The sequence below is a fragment of the Paenibacillus sp. GCM10027626 genome (assembly GCF_042676285.1).
Lineage (GTDB): Bacteria > Bacillota > Bacilli > Paenibacillales > Paenibacillaceae > Paenibacillus_Z.
Genome location: NZ_JBHTHC010000002.1, coordinates 553,922 through 571,357, shown reverse-complemented (window position 1 = coordinate 571,357; position 17,436 = coordinate 553,922). Strand labels below are relative to the sequence as shown.

Genomic DNA, 17,436 nt, shown 5'->3' with positions numbered 1-17,436 from the left:
CGTCAGGCGACAGCGCCTCCCTTGTTATAAGCTTATAGAATTGATCCAAGAATCGACATGTGTCTATTTGTCTTGAACTGTTCTGTATTTTTGTTTAGGCGAATACTCGCTTTAAGCTTTATAGTCTTTGGGAGTTTTTCCGGTCATTTTCTTAAACAGCTGGCTGAAATGGGCGGCGTCCTTGAACCCCACCGCATAGGCCACTTCGTAGTGCTTAAGATTGGTCGTCGCAAGCTTCGTTTTCGCTATGTCGATACGATGCTCCCATAATAAATCCCTGAAATTACGGCCCGTTTCTTTCTTAATCAGCCTGCTTAAATACGAATAATTGACGAATAACTCATCCGCTAGCATTTGCAACGTGATGTCCTCCATATAGCGGCTTTCGATGAACTTAATTGCGGCATCAATGTAATTGGCAGACGTACTCTGTCTGGCAGAACCGACGAGAGCTGTGGTTCTCTTCAGAAATTGTTCCATATACGTCATCAAATCCGAAAGAATCGTAAAGGACAGAACGCTTTTGCGCACGGCGATCGTCTCCTCCGGGCTTGGTTGAATACCGAAGGAATGAAGGGTTTGGCCTGCCGTTTCCACCATTTCCATACAGGCTTCCTGAATGCGCGTCTTGCTTATTCCTTCCAGCATGAACGTTCTATTCATGGTTCTTAAATAATCGGAGATTAATGCTTCATCTCCTTTGCGTAACAGATCGGCCAGTTCGGAACGTTTTAATTCTGATTGCTCACGTTTCTGTTCCTGCATCGAGAGCATAGAGGAGTAAGCGACGATCGAATTCCGTCCGATCAGCATCCGGTAATCCAAGCAACTCTTGGCTTCTTCAAGTCCCCTCCGAAGCTCCGCCGCGGAGGACAAGAGCTCGCTGATGCCGATCGAAACGCTGAAACCGAGTGAACCATGGATCGCGTCCAGAATGTGGCGGGCAATCTCCATCGCTTCGTGCGCCAATTGTTCCTTCGGAACGGCCGGGGGGATGAACAAAACCAAATAAACGCCGCTTTGCGACAAGGCTGACCAGTAAGGATGCGGGTACAAAGTCATGACGTCAGCAATTATTTCACGTAAAGCAAGATTTGAAAACGGTTTTCCCGTATCGTCCAGAATACCCGAATTGTCGATTTCAACGAAGAGGAAAACCGCCGGTTGATTCATCGCTTCGGGGTGGCCAAGCGAATCGAGCTTTTCCCGCTCCGGCATCAAGGGAGTCAAAAGGGCTCGTATCCATTCCTCCTGTTGAACCCATTCCGGTCTTCGGCGATCCAGCCGATGGTCTCTTATCCACTTCACTCTATCTACGAGTTCGTTTTCGTGGAAAGGTTTCGTGATGAAATCTGCAGCGCCCAGCTTAACCGCCTGCTTGGCGTATTCGAATTCGCCGTGCGCAGTCAGAAAGATCACTTTCATATCGGGAAAGTCTTCGAGGATGCGTCTGGTCAGTTCGATGCCATCCATATACGGCATGCGAATGTCAGTTATTAACACATCCGGCGCGTCTACCTTCGTTCCGGATATCGTTTCATAGGCTTCCCATCCATCGGCTGCTTGTCCGACGATCTTGCAGCCGAGACTGTTCCAGGCTGTGAGAGAGACGATATAATCTCTGACGGCTTTTTCGTCATCGACGATAAATAGCTTCATGGTGATTCGATCCCCTTTTCTTCTGAAAAATCCGTTGACTCGTTCAATAAGATCGGCAAAAGTAGTCTTACGATCATCCCCTGTTGGCCTTGACGCTTTTCTATCCCATAGCGCTCTCCGAAATGCAGCTTAATACGGGATTCGATCCCCTTCAAGCCCGATCCCATTCCTTTGGATACACGGGGAGGCGGTTGTTCGAAACCGCCGTTGTCCTCGATCTCAATGACGAGGTTGAACTGGCTTTCGTAAGCTCTGATATCGATTCGACCTTTCCCGCGAATATGATCGATTCCATGAATGAACGCATTTTCGATGATGGGTTGAAGAATAAGCTTTGGAACTTCGACACGTTTCAAGTGTTCGGGCAGTTCGATACTGTATTCGAATCGATCTTCGAAACGATATTGATGGATTTGCATATAGATTTTGGCGAATTTCATCTCGACGTCCAGAGAAACGAAAGCTTCCCCCGGCGAAATCGAAAATCGAATAATACTGGATAAGCTTTTCACGACGTAAGGGATCCGTTCGATCTTATCCTTAGATTTGGCCAGAATGCTCACGTATTCAAGCGTGTTATGCAGAAAATGGGGATTGAAATAAGTCCGGATCGCCGCCAATTGGGCTTCCTTTTGCTCGAGTTCTGCTTTATATACCTTCTGGATCAATTCCTTCGTTTCAAGAATCATTCGGTTAAAGCTATGGCAGAGCTGCGCGATTTCGTCGTGGGACCCGAAATTTTCGATCAGCTGGTAATTTTCCTTTTGCGCTTTGCGCATGAGTTTGCTCAATGTAGCCAAAGGACTGGTGATTTTCCGCAGCACGTAATAGGTAATGACGATGACCGCCACCCAGGACGCAAGCGCGACCGCGATAGAGAAGACGGCCAGTCTTCGGATTCCCGCGCTCGCCTCGGATACAGGAATGCGGCTTACATACTTGAATCCCGTCCATTTGGATTTTCTTTCCGTCGTTATTGTGTCGCCTGTTGCCGGTGAGGGAAGGAGTTCCCCGATCGAAGGCAAAAGATCGGTGGACATCACGACGTTGCTTGCATTGGTTATGAAAAAGGAACCCCTTTCGTAGGAGTCGTATAAAGAAGTCACTTTGATCGGATCCAAGAGGATGACCAAATAGCCTAGAATCGTTCCGGCAGCCGGATCGACAAGCTGCAAATTGCAGACCAGCCTGCGATAATCGACGAAAAAAGCCCACTCCGGAACGCCCTGCTTCTCGAATGGCATGATGACGATCGCTTCGTAATATTGAATGTCGGGTCCGGAACCCGCGAAATAATGTTTGCCATGCGCGTCGAAGAGATGAATGGAATCGGCGATATCGCCAATGTTTTTGCCCATGTCCTCCAACCCGATCCACAGCATTTCTTCTATTCTTTCCTCCAATGCCGCTCGTTCGGATGGCACTAGCGGATACTTATCCGGCTCGGAAGCGTTGCGAAGGAGCGCGTTTACGAACTGATTGTCGCCGATGCCGGAAGCTTCCCTGGCGAACGCTTTAAAAACCCCGTCGATTTTATCCGATGTCTCGGCCATCGTTTGCTTAAAAGACTGATCGACGTTATTTTCAAGAATTCTTTTCGATGTCACATAGAAAGTAGCGCTTACAATAATTAGCGGTACCAGCGTTAGCAGAGAATAGATTAACATCATTTTGTAATGCAGTCTCGATCGAATGAACCGAACGATTTTCACGTGACGAACCTCTCCTTGTCATCGACCGTCATCGAATTTTTGTATCAACTTTATTCTCTCAGAAGGCCCCGGCATCAGTCAATGCGTTGATTTTTACTTTACCTGTTCTCTATTTGACAAACACGAAGAGCTCCTTTCCGGGAATTCCGGAAGGAGCTCAATCTTCATGTCGGGGTTCGTCCTTTTATTGCAGCAAGTAGAGCTTTGCAACCTGGTCGCCTGTCAGCGCCCGGTCATACAATCGCAATTCGTCAATGTAGGCTTGCGCGTATTCGATATTGGAGGCTGACTGATACCCAAGGCGAATGGGGCTCGCTACGGTTGACAGCCCTCCGCTCATTTCTCCGCTCATCCCCTCTTCCTCGCCGTCAATGTATACACGCGCATTTTTCCCGTCATAAGTCACGGTAACCTGGTGCCATTGACCGGGCTGCAAAGGCCAATCGAATGCCGCAACCGTACTATACCAGCCCGTTTCCGGCGTACTCATGACGAAATGCCCCGCCCCGCTTGGCAATATCGTCAATCGGAACGCATTTTCCGAATCTCCTCCTTCTTTGCCGATCAAGGAATAATTGAGCTGCGGCAGCCTCAGCAGGTTCACCCATAAGGAGAATGTAAATTGCTCCTTGCCATTCAATGCCGTGCTATCGATTTCCGCGTAACCGTCTACGCCATCCAGCGAAAGCTTATGGCCTGCAACACCTCCGGATACGATCTCCGCTCCGTTCTTCAATTGCGCCGGGGAGCCGGCTCCCGACGATTCCGGCGACGTATTTCCCGTATTTTCGTCGAATTTCCATGTCAATAACGGTGCGGGCATCTCCCCTTCCTCGCCAGGCTGAACGAAGCAGCGCGGTTCGGCCAGCAAGGAGTCCGCGATTGCTTGTTGAATCACCGGATCGAGGACAGCGTTCGGCTTGTTCTTATGGTTCTTCTTCCCTTTCTTTTGCTTTTCAAGCAACAGCACCCAATCCTCTTTGTTTGGCTTGGCGGGAATGCACCAGCTTGAGGAAACGGCTTGCATCTTCTCGGGAATCGAATAGTACAGCCCCGTACGCGGGTCGAACCAGTATGCATCGTATTTTGCGGAATGATCCAATTGTTTCAAGGTTCCGGTAGCCGTATCGTTGTTGTAGAAAAAGACGACATAGGTGTCGTTTCCGTCCGAGGACAACAGCGATCGGGTAGTGTCCTTAAAAGAAGCCCAAGCTCCGTCGTTAAATCGAGGGACGAGCTTCCACCAGTTCAGCGCAGTATAAAACCTTTTGAAGTCAGTCAATTGATCTCCCGTCTGCAAATTCGCGCCGTCAAACCACCAGTAGTATCGGTCAGGCATCTCGGAAGCGGTTCCGAAGTCGTCTTGCTCCCCCTCTTTAGAATAAATATCGTTCCACACGCCTGCAGCCCCGTATCCGTACCCGTACATCCCATATTGGAACGCTTTGTATGCCGCGCTGAGCGCCCCTCTGCTATCGGTCCAAAACTGATCATAACCGCTTTCGTACAACACTGCGGGTTTTGACTGGGAAGCATCCCAGAAGGATTTGGCTACCCTCATGCCGGAGAGATTGCCCTGCCATTGAACCGCCCAGCCGTCATGATACGGTTTGTTCGCCCAGCTGGAACTCTCCGGCAAGGTCGAATTCGTACCCTCCATGTGCGGCATGATCGGGTGCTTGTACGCGTCGTTATCGGCCAAGCTTTGCCCTACGGCATACCACTTGCCCATCGTTTCATCATTGTAGTTTCCGTACATATTTTTGTCGATCTCTTGCGCGATCGTCCAGATCACCGGATACGCGCCGAAGCGGGCCACCCAATATTTCGCGATTCGAGCCATGTAGTCTTCGGTATAAATCGGATACTGCGCCGGGTCCAGCGCCCATGTCACTTGTGCATTCGCGTGAACGAGACCGCTGTCGGCGATATATTTGAATTTGCGATCCAGGTTACGGAAGCCCTCCAGATCGTCTGCGGTAAAGCCGTCGCTTAAATTCGCCGTTTTTTCTTCGTCCGCTCCGGTGTGCGTTCCGCCGTGCGGTTGCCAGATCGGCTCCGATTGGTATACGGTGAACCCTTGGTCCTTTCGTTTGTCGACCATGTACTTGAACTGCGAAGCAACTCCGGGCGCATTGGACGCGGAGAACCGCTCATGCGGCATGATCCAATGCGTATCCCCTAAGTAAAAGAACGGCGTTCCGTCCGCATAACTCAAGTGCTTGCCGCTGTCGCTCACCTTCAGAAATCCGTGCTTGTAAATATCCAGGTCGCCTTTGTATTTTTGGCTCAAGACTTTGCCGACCTGATTGTGAAGTCCTGTATCGGATGGATCGGAAGCGGCTACCCGATAGCTCCACATCCCCGGTTTGGTCGGCGAGAACCGGATTTTCCACGTATTACCGCCATCCCAAAAGCCTGGCCGGGTGATGATCGTATGATCCGGACCAAAGAAGACGGCGGTTACTTCGACATCCTTAAACGGGTCTGCATAGCTTTTTTTACTTGTTAATTTGATTTCCGCGACATTCCACTGTTCAACCTTGATGATCGAAGACGGTTGGTTTGCGTAACTCTCCGGAGCGCTCGCTCCGATCCCTAATCCAAGCACAAGCAAGCAAACCATATATCTAGCTGCCAGTCTCCAATTTCGATTCATTCGTAAGTCCTCCTTTATAAATCAAACCTTTAGTAGATTGCAAATTCGTAGATGATGGGCTGCTCTGCACCGGAAGTAAAATAGAGCCGCGCCTTGTTTCCGGTGACCGCAGGGAAAGTAACGGTCCTTGGCGTGTTCGTATCGCCAATCGTCGTTCCCGTGTATGCCGTCGCCCATGTAGAACCGTTCCAATATTCAATTCGGTAGCCTGCCGTCCGGTTGCCGTATTCCGTTATCACTCCTTTGCTGAAAGTAACCGCTTTCCCAAAATCAACTGAAAGCCATTGCCCTGAGAATAAATGATTGCCAGCTTGCCAGTTGGTCGCGAGCGACCCGTCAAATTTTTCGAGCTATGCAAGGTAATGTCTACAGCTTTCCACAATTCAGTACTATAGGCTGCATGCGCTTTCGGAACTGAAATAGACAATTGGCCCGTAACAATTGAAATAAACATGACAATAGAAGCCATCAACAGTGTTATTCGTTTTTTCATTGCTTGTGTCCTCCCCGCGATTACCCTTGTAGATTTGCTCAAACTTGTTAAGAACTAATTCGAGCCTTCTCCACACTCGACCCTACCTCCTTACATATGTTCTGGCTTATGACCTCCCCTTCAACGGGAATATAAGCGCTTTCACAATGATGTTAATGGAACTTCCGCCGAAATTACATGTGTGTATTTTGCATTACCTATTCTGCATTTTTCTCTATGATGCGGAACTTAGCACAACGCGGCTGCCGATTCGTGCCGGCAGCCGCGTTAGTTTATTATCGTAACCCTTTCCTCCTGCTTGCAGCATCGTTATTGATATATAATTTCAATAAAAACGACGCCGCCCCTGAACGGATTTTCGTGAACGGCAGACTATATCAGCCTTCCTTGCTTCCGCCGTGAATCGCTTCAAGCGCCGCATGATCGGTCGACCAGATCGGCTTCACTTCCTTATCCGGCTCCAAATATGCTTTTGCCCTGTTGATGGCCGCAGGACCTTCCATAAAGCCTCCCGCGATCAGTCCCGGAAGCTTGCCCGGATATTCCACGACATCCCCGGCCGCGAAAATGCCCGGTATATTCGTCTGCATCCATGCATCGACGATAATGCGATTCTGTTCAATTTCCAGCCCCCAGTTCTTGATCCCGCCCAAATCGGGCTTCACGCCATGACTCACGATGATTTCATCAATATCAAGCGCGAAGCTCTCATCCGTGCCCAGATGTTCAATTGCGACTCGCTCGATGCGCTCGCCGTTCCCGTAAATTTCCTTTAAGCGGCATGAGGACATCAAGCGGATGGAGGCGTTTTTCATCTTGCTTACATTCCCTTCATGTGCGCGAAATTCCTCTCTGCGGTGTACAATACCGACGAATCGGGCTATTGGCGCGAGCGCCAGCGCCCAATCCACAGCCGAATCGCCCCCGCCGGATATTAGCACCTTTTTATCGCGGAAATGCGCAACGTTTTCTGCTCTATAATGCAGACAGCACCCTTCGTATTGTTCAGCGCCCGGCAGCTCCAGCTTTTGCGCCACCAACGTTCCGCCCCCGATCGCGATCACAACCGTGCGTGTATAATGCTTTTCTCCGGTATTGCTCGTCAGACAGAAGGTGCCGTCCACACGACGCTCCATCTGTACGATCAACTGGGACAGCACAATGACAGGGTCAAACGTGCGGGCTTGCGCCTCAAGCTCCTTCATTAAATCGCCAGCCGTAATTGCAGCGATCCCGCCAATGTCATACAAAAACTTCTCGCGATAATAGGGCAGCTTTCCTCCCAGAAACGGAGCAGTCTCAATCACTTTCGTTTTCATTTCCCGCATGCCTGCATAAAAAGCGGCAAACAGCCCTGTCGGCCCCCCGCCGATAATGGTCACATCAAATATCATTTCTTCTTTCACCGTTGACTCCTCCTCTTACCCTTGCATTATTTATGATAATGATTATCATTCTAATCGAAAGTAATCTCCACCTGCTGGCGGATTCTTTTCGGCTACGCACGTATTATTTATGCTGGCAAGCTTCCCGCCCTCCGCCAAATCGTCAAGAAAAAAACGCCATCTATCAACGGCGTTTACACTCTCGATTTCAAATATTGCATAGGCTTGCAGCCGTATTTTTTATAAAAGGCCGCCGAGAAATTGCTCGGATTGCTGTAGCCGACAGCCGCCGCAGCCTCACCCACATTCAACTGCTCGATTTGCATTAAAAACAAGCCCTTCTCCAGACGCCGCTCACGAACATATTCAAACACAGTCATGCCAAATAACGCCTTGAAGCCTTTTTTTAGCTTAAATTCATTCAATTCGGCCGCGCGCGCCAGTTCCTTCAGCGATAAAGGATTTTCGAGACGCTCCTCCACGATTTGCTTGGCAGCGTAAAGCCTTTCTTTATCTTGTTTTTTAATCGAAGCCGCTGCATCTGCATCCGTCTCGCCCTCATCCCTTTCAAGAACGTGCAGTAAAACCTCCATGATTTTACTTTCCAAATGCAATCTCCTTAACGGTCCGTTATAAGACGAGTATACGATCTCATTCACGGCTCGATTTAGGAGAACCGAGCTTTGCAAGGGGGTCATTTGTCCATTCTGTTTTTTCAGCCATTTTTCCACACCCGCGCTGTCTTCGTCATATTCAAAAAAACGCAGCAATTGTTCAGGCAGCATCCTAATTTCCAAACTTTTATACCTTTGCTTGGATCTCCTAAACAAATGAATCTCGCCATCCTCCATCGAGTAGATATTGCCGGATTGGACCGGAGTCGAAAAGCGGTTGCCTTGAAAATAACAGTCCGTATCGCCGCTGAAGCAATAGTTGATCTCCAGTATTCGATTCTCATAAATATATTGATGCAAATCTTCCTCTAACGTCATATCGGAAATAACAACTTCAATCCCTGGTCTGATTTTAGTGCGGGACATGCACCCATTGCCCAGATGTGGCGGAAAAACGATCCGCTGCTCATCCCTTTGCCCGGCTTCGTGCGCGATCAAATAATCGGAAAGCCCGTCAAAATATCCATGAATATGATCGGACCGAATGATCTGTTCCATTAAAAACACCCCATCAAGCAAGAACTTATTACCGTTATGGTAACACCGATGAGAATCATTATCAACTCGTATTATCGGGGAGGAATGGAAGAAAGCAAGCAGATAAATTGATTATAATCATTTGTTAAATTGACCGCTTGCGTAGCCGCTGCTACGATCAAGAAAAAAGACTGGAGTGATCGATGATGAAAAACAATCTGAGAGCTGCGAACGGGAATAATCATTTTTTGAAGGAACGACAAACTGGAGGTTTATTCCTTGTACCGATTAAAAAAGTTCCTGAATTACTACAAGCCCTATAAAAAAGCGCTGTTTGCGGATTTGTTTTTTGCCTCGATTGCTTCGCTGACGGTGCTTGCCTACCCTATGCTGGTCAATCAAATTACGGCACACGCCATAAGCGCTTCAGGAATTGACACAGCGCTGCTTATCAAGATGATCGGAATTTTTTTATTTTTGATGGCAGTGGAGTATGTGAGCAACTTTTATACCGATTATTTCGGGCATGTGATGGGAGCAAGGATCGAGTCCGACATGCGCGGCGAGCTTTTTCAACATTTGCAGAAGCTTCCGTTTCAATATTACGACAATACGACAACAGGACAATTGATGTCGCGTACGACAAACGATTTATTCGATATATCCGAGCTTGCCCATCATGGACCGGAGGATACGGTTATTTCCATGGTGCGAATCGTAGGGGCGTTCTGCATTTTGGTCAGTATGAACTGGATTCTCACACTTGCGATGTTTTTGCTTTTGCCTCTCATGTTTATATTTGCCTACTATTCCAGCATCAAAGTGAAAAACGCCCTGATCAAAAATAAAGAACGCATAGCGGACATCAATGCACAAATCGAAGACAGCCTCTCCGGGATCAGAGTCGTGCAATCGTTTGCGAACGAGGAAATCGAAATGACCAAATTCAGAAACAGCAGCAGCCGCTTTCTGGAAAGCAGAAAAAACGGCTATTACGCCGAGGCTCATTTTTCGGGCGGCTTAACCGCATTTATTTCCTTGATGAACATTTCGGTCGTCATCGCAGGCGCCCTGCTGATCAGCTACAATCTGCTGCTGTTAACAGAGCTGATAACCTTTTTGCTATATGTTAATACCTTGATCGACCCGGTAAAAAGATTAGTCAACTTTACCCAAAATCTGCAAAACGGAGTGGCCGGATTTGAGCGGTTTATGGACTTATTGGCGGTAAAGCCGGCGATTGCCGATGCAAAGGACGCAAAGATGCTGCACAACGTGAAAGGCAAGGTGGAATTTGTTGACGTAAGCTTCCAATATGACGGCGACTCGAACCATGTATTCAGCCATATTAATATGACGGTAACTCCCGGCGAATATGTTGCCCTTGTAGGCTCGTCCGGTGTCGGAAAAACGACGCTGTGCAGCTTGATCCCGCGGTTTTATGAAACGAGTGCGGGCTTGATCAAAATCGACGACACAGATATTAAGACCGTCAAGCTGAAGTCGCTGCGCGATCATATTGGCATTGTCCAGCAAGAGGTGTATTTGTTTGGCGGCACGATTAAAGACAATCTGTTATACGGGAAGCCAGAGGCGAGCGAAGAAGAAATGATCGCTGCAGCCAAACAGGCCAATGCGCATGATTTTATTATGGAACTTCCGGAGGGCTACAATTCTTATATCGGGCAGCGCGGAGTAAAGCTTTCGGGCGGCCAGAAACAGCGGCTCAGCATCGCGCGTGTATTTCTGAAAAATCCCGCCATCCTCATATTCGACGAAGCTACCTCCGCACTGGACAATGAAAGCGAGCGGCTCGTTCAGCAAAGCTTGGAAAAGCTAGCCCATAATCGCACGACCTTTGTTATCGCGCACAGACTGTCCACGATCAGAAATGCAGGGCGGATTATTGTGCTTTCAGAGCACGGAATTGCTGAAGAAGGCACGCATGAAGAGCTGATCGACCATGACGGGTTGTACGCCAGGCTATATACAATGCAGTTTGATCCCATTTGCGATCAGGAAAAGTGAATCTATCAAGAAGAAACGGCTGACGCCGTCCTTGAGGCGAAACAAGTTTCTTCCTTACAAATATAAGCTAGGTATTTTGAGAAAGGGGGCTCGAATGGATTGCCCCCTTTTCCTTAGTTAATCTGCAACTCTACCACACACACATTACTTTTTACCCGAATAACGTTCATATGCCGCTTGATAAATGTCCATATACTGCTCGACGCCCATGTCATGGACAGCGGCAACATATTTGTCCCAATCGTCAAAAGAGGCCGTACCGTTGATCAGTTTCGCTTCCGTTTCGGTAATAAACGTTTGAATGTCTGCCCCTTTTGTTTTCATGAACTCCGTTTCCTCTTCCGTGAAGTTGAAGCTGTACCACATGTCCTGGATCAAATGCTTGGCAGCCTTTTCACCCGCATTGAGCGACTCCGGCAAGCTTTCCGATCCTTTGAAATATTTTTCCTGCACATAGCCCGGATAGCTTCCCCCCGGCCATGTAAAATGTCTCGCAGCCGCCTGATCGAGCGTAAGCCCGTCCGGATTATTTTTAATATCGTCCACATATTCGAGCTGGCCGTCCAGCTTCTGCGTGTAGGTGACATCCTTCTGCCCCATAAAATAAAAGGTTGCGCCCTCGTCGCTGTAAAAATGATCAATCCACCTGATAGTCGCTTCCGGATGTTTGTTTTTGTCGGTGATGACGAACGCTCCCGGCCAAGCGATCGGATTTTTGACCGAGACGAATAGCTGATCGCCGTGCGGCCCTTTGAGCGCGCCCAAACCGACGTATCCCTTCTGGTTCATAACCGCTTGCGGATGGGGAACGAAGGCGGCTCCGAGCAGCCCTTTCTCCCCTTTGGCGTAAAGCGCCGTATCCTTTAGTGTAAATATTTCTTGGTCGATCAGCCCTTCTGTATACAGCTTATTCATGTACATGAGCACTTCTTTGTATTTCGGATCAGTATGATAAAAGCGGAGACTGTCCTTGCCCGGCTCCATATCGACAAACGGATGCGCCACCGCTCCGCGATTGCCGAATCCCCAGGCGCCGCCGATGAAGCGTTGAATCGTCTGTATACCGAACATGCCGCTCAGCGGAATTTCGTCTTGCTGCCCGTTGCCGTTCAAATCCGTCTCTTTGACCTTTTTCAAATAAGCGTACAGTTCGTCTGTCGTCTCCGGCTCCTTCAGGTTCAGCTTGTCAAGCCAGGTCTTGTTGATCCACAGCGGCGTGCCGATCAGCATCGGCAGAAACTCCGGACTGTAAAAGGAAGGGAAGGAATAAATGTTGCCGTCCGGCATGGTCAGCCCTTTTTTCAAATCCGGATACTTCTCCAGCAGCTTCTTCAAATTTGGCGCATGTTGGTCAATCAGATCATTCAGCTTCAGAAATATGCCTTGCTCGCCGTATTTCATCAAATCCGCTACCGGCACCCTGGCCGAATAGAAAGCATCAGGATAATCGCCGCTGGCCAGTGCCAGATTGCGCTTCTCCGTCAAGCTCTCAAACGGGACAAGCTGAAATTCCACATCAATCCCCGACTGTTTGGCGTATTCTTTCCATACTAACGTATCTTCAAACTTGTTGCCCGTCTGCGGCGATTTCCCCGTGAAAAATTTAAGCTTGACCGGTTCATTGACGATCGGCATGCCAGTCGGATTAAAATTGCGGGCCGTATCGCCGCTGGCGTTTGCCGCATTTCCGTTTTCCTTCGATCCCGCACAGCCGCTCAGCAGCCCCATTGCCAGCATCGCCGACAACGTCAGAGACGTCATTTTTTTCGCTTTCATCGCTTGCAAGCCTCCCATGAAAAGTAAAATGTATTGCAGCCGGATCTCCTGTATTCCAGCGCGTTATCCTTTGATGGCGCCAACCATCACGCCTTTGGCAAAATATTTTTGCAAGAACGGATATAGCAGCAGCACGGGCAGATTGGCAACAATGACGATGGCATATTTGATCGATTCTACATCAAGCACCGAACCGGACAACGAGCCTTCTGACACGTCAACCATGTCTTTCATTTCTCCCTGCACCAAAATTTCCCTTAAAATAAGCTGCAGCGGGTAAATCTCCCGGTCCGACAAATAAATTAATGCGTTGAAGTAGGCATTCCAGTGGCCCACGCTGTAGAACAGAACCATAACCGCCAAAATCGGCGCGGACAAAGGAAGCACGATGCGCCACAAAATGCGCAGGTTCGTGCACCCGTCGATCGATGCGGCCTCCTGCAGCTCGAACGGCAGCCCGTTTTGAAAAAACGTTCGCATCAAAACAATATTCCATACAGAGACGGCGCCCGGAAGTATCATGGCCCAGAACGTATTCAGCATGCCGAGCTCCTTGATCAGCAAATAGGTCGGAATAAGACCGCCGCTAAAAAACATAGTGAATACCATCATGCCCATGATCCAGTTCCGTCCGATAAAATCCCGGCGGGAGAGCGGGTACGCCGCTGCCACCGTCATAGCCAGATTGACGGCCGTTCCTGCCACAGTATATAAAATCGTGTTGCCATAGCCGCGCATAATCTCCTCGTTCTCGAACAGCTTCTCATAGCCTCTCCACGTAATGTCCCTCGGCCAGAACCAGATATCGCCGCTCAGCACCAGCTGCGGGCTGCTGATCGAGGCGATCAGCACGAAGTACAGCGGGTACAGCACCGCCAGCGTCACCAGTCCCAAAACGATGTAAACGATGGCGATAAAAAGTCTGTCCGGCACGCTTTGTTTCATGCATACCCCCCTCTACCACAAACTAGTTTCGCTTGCCTTCCGGGCAATCGTGTTCACAATCACCAGCACGACAAAATTGACTGCCGCGTTAAACAGGCCGATGGCTGCGGCGAAGTCGTATTCCGCTCCAAGAATGCCGCTGCGATAGACGTGTGTAGCGATAACATCGGAAGCCTGCATGTTGAGCGAATTTTGCATTAAGTAAATTTTTTCAAAACCGACCCCAAGCACCGCGCCCATATTCAAAATGAGCAAAATAATGATCGTCGGCCGAAGACCCGGCAAATTGATATGCCAGATCCGCTTCAGCCGGCTCGCGCCGTCAACCTGAGCCGCTTCGTGCAAATGAGGATCGATAGCTGACAAAGCTGCCAAATAAATAATCGAATTCCACCCCATCTGCTGCCATACGCCAGACAGCACATAGACGCTTTTGAACCATTCCGGTTGCGTCAGGAATGCGATCGGCTGCACACTGAACAAGGCCAGCACATGATTGACCAGACCGTATTGCGGCGACAAAAAGATGAACAGCAGCCCGACTAGAACGACTGTCGACAGAAAATGCGGAGCGTACAAAATCGTTTGCACCCATTGCTTGAACCGTTTATGGCCTGCCTCATGCAGCATAAGCGCCAGCAAAATCGGAATCGGAAATCCGGCTGCGATCTGGTACAAGCCGATGAGCAGCGTATTGCCGATCAGCCGCCAAAAGTAGAAGCTTTCGAAAAACCGCTCGAAATGGTCAAAGCCGGCCCAGGGACTCCCCCAAATTCCTTTCGTAACAAAAAACTGTTTGAACGCGATCTGCACACCGTACATCGGCCCATATTCAAACAGCAGAAAATAAATGATGACCGGGGAGATCAGCAGGTACAGCTCCCAATTTCGCTTGATCCCCTTCCACCGGCGGCCGCGCGTCTTCCCGCCTGATCCGGCCTGACGGGCCAGTGCCATTTGCTTCAACCATTCACCCCTCCTTTGCGTTATAATTCGATCTGATCATAGCCCGATCGGCGGAAAAATAATATTGACACTTTCTTTGGTAATAGACATTTTCTTTGGTTCCATGGAGCGAAAAACCTTCGAAGTCCGCATAGAACGGGCATTTTCGTCTTATTGGCCGCACACTTTAAGCTTTTGTAAATGAGTTGATTAATGCCCAGCTTCTTGCTAGCATCAAATTTAAAAGAAACAAGCTTTGGAGGGAATGTCCGTGGAGCGCACACAACCAAAGCGCAGATCGCTGCTGGTCCGAATTTTTGTCAGCTTCCTTGCGATTATAACGCTGTTATCCGCATTCAACTATGTGCTGTTCTCCTTCTTCCAGCAAAAAATCCAGGAAGAAATTATTCGTTCGAACCGAATGATTTTGGAGCAGGCAGCTGAACGCTATCATACCCATTTCGAACGGCTGAGAACGGTGCTTTTTCAAGCCTATAACGATAGCACCGTCAAACAGTTCAACAATCAGCTGCTCTCGGTGAAAAGCGAAAACGCCAATTATTATCTTGTCGTTGATATCGTGCGGAGATTGCGGGAATCGGCGGCCAATCCGCTGTTTTATTTGGACAATCTGATCGTGCTCTATCGCTCCAACCTGTTCATGGCCGACAAGGAAGGAAGCAGCAGCCAGACAGGGCTTGACGCGCTGCCGGCCTTTCACGCTCCTTATGATTCCTCATACTGGCAGCAGCAGTTTGAACGGACGGACAATTACCGCCTGCATTCAGCGCAATATTATCCGCAAGACCGCTTCGGGGCCGCGGATAAACCGCTGATTCCGCTTTCGTTCAAGCTGCCTGGCAGCAACTATATGCTGATCGCCATGTTGGATGCCGGTGCAATGAACGAAGCCATGCTTGGGGAAGTGCCGTTTCTGATTCAAACCGAGGAGGGCGGCATCCTGTACCGTTCCCCGGCTTCCTCTTCGATTCGGGGGCTCCCCGGCTTTGAAACAGGTGAGTCCTTCAAGCTGTACCAGGATCACTATTTTTTCGTCCATACGGACCCTGATAACCGGCTGCGCTACATTACAGCCGTTCCTTATGCCGAGATTACCGCGCAAATTTCCAAGCTGCGCACGACGCATATTGTCGTTCAGCTTTTGGCAATCGTCCTTGCGCTCGGCCTGTCGTACTGGTTCAGCAGGCGGCTGCAGAGTCCGGTGAAGCGGATCATCGCTTCATTGCAGCAGCGGGATGACAAACAATCAAGCGTAAAAACGGAGATTCATGAGTTCGCTGCCATTAGCGACTATATCGGCAAACTAAAAGAAGAACGTGCCAAAATTCATGACGAGCTGCGAAGCAGCAAATCGTTACTGACCAACTACAGCTATATTGCCAAGCTGAAGTCGCTTGATACCGACATTGCCGAATGGCGCGGCTTCATGCAGGAGGAAGGCCCCTTCTCCCTGGTGCTGTATCAACTGAACAACAGACGCCTGGAGCCATTGAACGAAGCAACGAAGCGTACAATCGGGGAATATATTGACCTCGTGCTATCCGAACACGAGCTGCGTGCCTATACGTTCCAAATCGAGAACGACCAGATCGTTTCTGTGGTGTTTCTGCAGCCTGATGGATCTAGCCGCATGCCGGAGGCGCTGCATCATTTGAAGCAGACGCTGGATTCGGATCGCCGCACCTGCCTCGTGACGATCGCGGTCAGTTCCGCCTATCTGCAATCGGCCGATTTGCACGAGGCTTACGAGCAGGTATCTGCCATACTGGAGCAGGCCCGGCCGCTGGATGAAACACAGATCATTACCGAGCCGGTACAAGCTCCGGCAGCGTTCGTCTTTCCATCCGATGAGGAACAGGAGCTGCATGCCCATCTGGAAGCGGGCAATGTCAAGCTGACCCTTCACGCGATTCAGCTCATGCTGGAGACGATGGCGAGAAAAGGTGCGACGCTGCCCCAGTGCCGGCGGTTTGCCGAAAGCTTCGCTTCACGGATCGTCAGAGCGATGGAGCATCGGCAGCGGGATGCTTCTGTCATTGCGCAAGCCCGGACCGCATTGCAATCGCTGAAAATATGCTGCACCGGCGAAGAATTCAAGCAGTTCTTTCATACCTTTGTTCCCGCGTTTTTGGAAAACGTCCAAACCGGCTATGAGCATAAAAAAGACGTTATTGCATATATCATGCAGACGATTGAGAACCGGTACTCCGACGATATTTCCCTGGATATCATCGCCGCGGAATTGAAGATGTCGAGCGCTTATTTGTCCGTATATATTAAAGAAAAAACCGGCGAAAATTTCATCTGGCATTTAAACCGGATCCGTATTCAAAATGCGAAAAAATTGCTGGCAAGCTCGGATTTGAATATTCAAAGCATTGGGGAGAAAATCGGATACCGCAATGTCACCTCGTTCAACCGGATGTTCAAAAAGCTGACCGGAGCAACGCCCGGCGAATACCGGCGCTGCCAGACTCCGGGATAATGCTGCGAGCTGCACTCGTGATCCTTGGCAGCGATCCTCACTTTAAGCGGAGCCCGCAGCGGCTCCCGCCCCTGCCTTTCTGCCCCTTCCGCCGCTCCTAATTGCAATCATTTCCTAAAATGAAAACGTTGACATATAGGTTCATGCTGTAGTATCTTGTTTTCAGGATAACGTTTG

General features: G+C 49.4%; 11 protein-coding genes and 1 pseudogene. 2 read left to right on the top strand and 10 right to left on the bottom strand.

Annotated elements, in window-relative coordinates; translation table 11 throughout:
* Positions 1-111: 111 nt before the first annotated feature.
* From ACFQ0N_RS06305 to ACFQ0N_RS06275, 7 genes and pseudogenes are all read right to left on the bottom strand, one after another.
* A complete protein-coding gene (locus ACFQ0N_RS06305; RefSeq protein ID WP_379323941.1) occupies positions 112-1,659 on the bottom strand; it encodes a response regulator in 1,548 nt (515 codons plus the stop codon).
* Entirely contained in the window at positions 1,656-3,371 is a 1,716-nt protein-coding gene (locus ACFQ0N_RS06300; RefSeq protein WP_379323939.1) for a sensor histidine kinase, read from the bottom strand. The genes ACFQ0N_RS06305 and ACFQ0N_RS06300 overlap by 4 nt, the downstream gene beginning before the upstream one ends.
* A gap of 184 nt (positions 3,372-3,555) precedes the next feature.
* Positions 3,556-6,030, bottom strand: coding sequence for a LamG-like jellyroll fold domain-containing protein (locus ACFQ0N_RS06295; RefSeq protein ID WP_379323937.1), 2,475 nt, complete (start codon positions 6,028-6,030; stop codon positions 3,556-3,558).
* Positions 6,031-6,059: 29 nt separating this feature from the next.
* A pseudogene (locus tag ACFQ0N_RS06290) lies at positions 6,060-6,311 on the bottom strand (galactose-binding domain-containing protein); the annotation flags it as partial.
* Complete coding sequence (locus tag ACFQ0N_RS06285) at positions 6,266-6,523, bottom strand: hypothetical protein (protein WP_379323934.1); 258 nt, start codon at positions 6,521-6,523, stop codon at positions 6,266-6,268. The gene ACFQ0N_RS06285 and the pseudogene ACFQ0N_RS06290, both read right to left, overlap by 46 nt.
* A gap of 377 nt (positions 6,524-6,900) precedes the next feature.
* Positions 6,901-7,917, bottom strand: a complete 1,017-nt coding sequence (locus ACFQ0N_RS06280) for an NAD(P)/FAD-dependent oxidoreductase (RefSeq protein ID WP_379324297.1) — start codon at positions 7,915-7,917, stop codon at positions 6,901-6,903.
* 185 nt (positions 7,918-8,102) lie between these two features.
* The gene (locus ACFQ0N_RS06275) at positions 8,103-9,080 is read right to left on the bottom strand and encodes a helix-turn-helix transcriptional regulator (protein WP_379323932.1); all 978 of its coding nucleotides are present in this window, start codon (positions 9,078-9,080) and stop codon (positions 8,103-8,105) included.
* Between the two features lie 258 nt (positions 9,081-9,338).
* Here ACFQ0N_RS06275 and ACFQ0N_RS06270 point away from each other — a divergent pair, with 258 nt between their 5' ends.
* The gene (locus tag ACFQ0N_RS06270) at positions 9,339-11,087 is read left to right on the top strand and encodes an ABC transporter ATP-binding protein (RefSeq protein WP_379323929.1); all 1,749 of its coding nucleotides are present in this window, start codon (positions 9,339-9,341) and stop codon (positions 11,085-11,087) included.
* Between the two features lie 144 nt (positions 11,088-11,231).
* Here ACFQ0N_RS06270 and ACFQ0N_RS06265 read toward each other — a convergent pair whose 3' ends face one another.
* The 3 genes from ACFQ0N_RS06265 to ACFQ0N_RS06255 form a co-directional block, all read right to left on the bottom strand.
* On the bottom strand, positions 11,232-12,863 hold the full coding sequence (locus tag ACFQ0N_RS06265; RefSeq protein WP_379323927.1) for an extracellular solute-binding protein: 1,632 nt from the start codon (positions 12,861-12,863) through the stop codon (positions 11,232-11,234).
* Positions 12,864-12,926: 63 nt separating this feature from the next.
* Positions 12,927-13,808, bottom strand: a complete 882-nt coding sequence (locus tag ACFQ0N_RS06260; RefSeq protein ID WP_379323925.1) for a carbohydrate ABC transporter permease — start codon at positions 13,806-13,808, stop codon at positions 12,927-12,929.
* Positions 13,809-13,820: 12 nt separating this feature from the next.
* On the bottom strand, positions 13,821-14,765 hold the full coding sequence (locus ACFQ0N_RS06255; RefSeq protein WP_379324295.1) for an ABC transporter permease: 945 nt from the start codon (positions 14,763-14,765) through the stop codon (positions 13,821-13,823).
* Positions 14,766-15,024: 259 nt separating this feature from the next.
* Between ACFQ0N_RS06255 and ACFQ0N_RS06250 the strand changes: the two genes are divergently transcribed.
* Positions 15,025-17,259, top strand: coding sequence for a helix-turn-helix transcriptional regulator (locus ACFQ0N_RS06250; RefSeq protein WP_379323923.1), 2,235 nt, complete (start codon positions 15,025-15,027; stop codon positions 17,257-17,259).
* Positions 17,260-17,436: the final 177 nt, after the last annotated feature.